General features: G+C 50.0%; 3 protein-coding genes. 2 read left to right on the top strand and 1 reads right to left on the bottom strand.

What is annotated here, in order from left to right; genetic code table 11:
• The coding region (locus GRX64_RS06245; RefSeq protein ID WP_166264737.1) for an AraC family transcriptional regulator ligand-binding domain-containing protein at positions 1–187 on the bottom strand (187 nt) is incomplete at its 3' end.
• Positions 188–548: 361 nt separating this feature from the next.
• Between GRX64_RS06245 and GRX64_RS06240 the strand changes: the two genes are divergently transcribed.
• Together GRX64_RS06240 and GRX64_RS06235 are read left to right on the top strand one after the other, a co-directional pair.
• Positions 549–1490, top strand: a complete 942-nt coding sequence (locus GRX64_RS06240) for a hypothetical protein (RefSeq protein WP_166264795.1) — start codon at positions 549–551, stop codon at positions 1488–1490.
• A 646-nt stretch (positions 1491–2136) separates the two neighbouring features.
• Positions 2137–2506: transposase (locus GRX64_RS06235; RefSeq protein ID WP_166264792.1), on the top strand; the 370-nt coding region annotated here is incomplete at its 3' end.

Raw genomic sequence — 2506 nt, 5'->3', positions numbered from 1 at the left:
CCAGTTCCCGCCAGGCCAGCCGAAACAACCGGATAAATTGATCCGTCGGCACCCGCGCCTTGGGCGGGCGAATCATGGCCGGGTCAATGCCGTGCGCCACCAGCAACTCATCCGCCCGGCCACCGGACTTCTCCAGCCCATACAGAATGGCGCGGGCATAGTGGGATGAGAAAGTCAGATTCTTCATGAACCGGCAACTCGACTCGGGTGCGTGGACAAACAGGTGCGTGGAACAGCACCTGCCCTGATTATGGCAGAAGCCGATAGTACAGAACTTGCCCCAGGAATATAACGACGGCGCCAGTGCCGACTGTGGCAAGCGGTCACTGGGGTGGGCGGCCACCATGGCCGCGGATATTGGTTGAATCCACGAATAAAGAACTCAAGCGATTACATGGTGATGTGGCAACAACTGAACTAAGGTGTTGTTAAACTTGGAGCTTGGGCCCGTGAAACATAGCCGAAAAGTGGGAGTTATCGAGAACGCACTTTTTTGCAATATCGTGGAATGCGGTTTAATTGCTGTTAGCACCTAGTGGAGCATGACGATGATCTCACCGCAAAAAATTAGAGAGCTTTGTGACAACTGGTGCAATGCCGTTCAGCAGCCAGACGGAGGAATGGCTATTGGTGGGCAGTCGGAGCAATATAGGCTGTTACGGAATGGTCTTCAGTTTCATGAGCTCGGATTCGATCAGCTAGTTGCGGCAATCGATGGATTAACCAAAGTTCTCCTATTGCCTGGCCTGAATACTATCGTTGATCAAGATCATTTTGGACTTTGGTCCTGGTGTTCGGAAGTTATTCTATATAGAGAAACAGCGTTCTTTGACCACGAAGAGCATGAACTTAGAAAGCTATTTGAAACTTGCATCCGATCTTCTCTTGTTCATTGTAAAAAGCCCGCAGCAGATCAAGAGGAATGGCGAAAGCAAGCTGAAGCAGAAAATCGAATACCGCATAATGCCAAGTATTTTCTTCAAGAGTCATCCTTAACCTTGGCTTATTTAGCCTTTCCCTTGTTGGAGGCAGTTTCGAAGAAGTTCTGTAATGCCTACGTCGCTATGGATGGGAGCGTAATTACGAGATTCGATGTCCCAAATAAAAGTGGTGGCACAAGAGAGTATGATCCAAACGGACGGTGGAATCAAAAGCAGTGTTCAAGCCTGAGAGACTTATTATTCCTCATCCATAAAAATATCGCGAATGATGACCTGAGAAAAGCATTAGATGAATTTAGGGATCATATTTACACCCTTGATAATTCTGAAGACCCTTTCGATATTGTCTATAAGTGGAGAAATCAGTCCTTGCATGGGTCAACAAGCTTTCAAACAATTGGTGGTACTTTACTTAATCTTGTCCTCCTGATCGTAGTCCATCAACTATCAGATCGCTACGATCTACTTAAAGATAAAGTCCTAGAGCACTGTCGTTGGGAGGTTCAACATGGGCATAGAAGTCCTTGGTCCTTTTATCCGCCGTATTAGTGCTAACAAGCGGCAGCACGGTGACCGCTTTTCCGCCGCTTCGCGGCTCCAAATCGGCACGTGTGCCGAGCGTTAGCCATTACTGAGAGGTCCAGGATGACCCGATTAAAATGTTGCTGGCTGTTCTTGATTGCGCTACCCGCCTTTAGTGCGTCGGCAGATACCGCCACCTGCAAAGTCGAAATGGAGGACGTGACTGCTGCGGTGAAGTCCAGTGGTGCGGCAAAGCGGACTGTTCAGTTTGTGTTTGAGCTCACGCCAAAGTCCGATGTGCAGCGGGAATCCTTTCAACTTTCTGAGGGCTCCTACTCGTGCACGCTAGCGTTTTTTGATCTTGATTCCGGCACTTCACTGTCGTGCGAAAGAAAAGACGATCAGGGTCATACATACTTCCAGTCAGACCAGAGTGGAATCAGTGAGCAGGCTGCTAGAAATAATCTAGTTTTCCGCGAGGGCAACTCACACTTTGTATTGAACGCGAGCTGCAAGTGATGGCTAACAAGGCCAGGCACGGCGACGCCTACTACATTGCGGCTTCGCCTCCATTTCGTAGCCGCGCATGCTGGCGGCGTTGAGGCTGTAGAAAAACCCCGAAAATCCCCTCCCGGTTTGATAGGATCAGGCAAACAGACAAGGAGTCGTTGGCATGCCTCGCTTCAAGCATTACAACTACGACCAGAGCGCCCTGGTCGTGATCAACTACCAGGAACAGCTTCAACCCGGCACCTTTGAACACGCGGTGCACTACCTGATCGAACACAAGCTGGACCTGTCAGTTTTCCACCCCAAATACCGCAACGAAGACACCGGCCGCTTAGCCTACAATCCGGCCATCCTGCTGAAGATCATCCTGTTCGCCTACTCCAAAGGCATCACCTCCAGTCGCGAAATGCAGTGGTGCTGCGAGACCAACATCATCTTCAAGGCACTGTCCTGCGATACCGTTCCCCACTTTACGACATTGGCGAAGTTTGTCAGCAGCCATGCCGGGGAGATTGAAGAGTTGTTCGAGCAGG

This window comes from Marinobacter caseinilyticus, assembly GCF_011074955.1.
GTDB classification, from domain to species: domain Bacteria; phylum Pseudomonadota; class Gammaproteobacteria; order Pseudomonadales; family Oleiphilaceae; genus Marinobacter; species Marinobacter caseinilyticus.
The sequence above is the reverse complement of the archived record's forward strand: the minus strand, read 5'-3'. Positions and strand labels throughout refer to the sequence as shown.

What these genes read in the sequence shown, in the direction of transcription:
- GRX64_RS06240 (WP_166264795.1), top strand. Translation starts at nt 549, where the DNA reads ATGATCTCACCGCAAAAAATTAGAGAGCTTTGTGACAACTGGTGCAAT.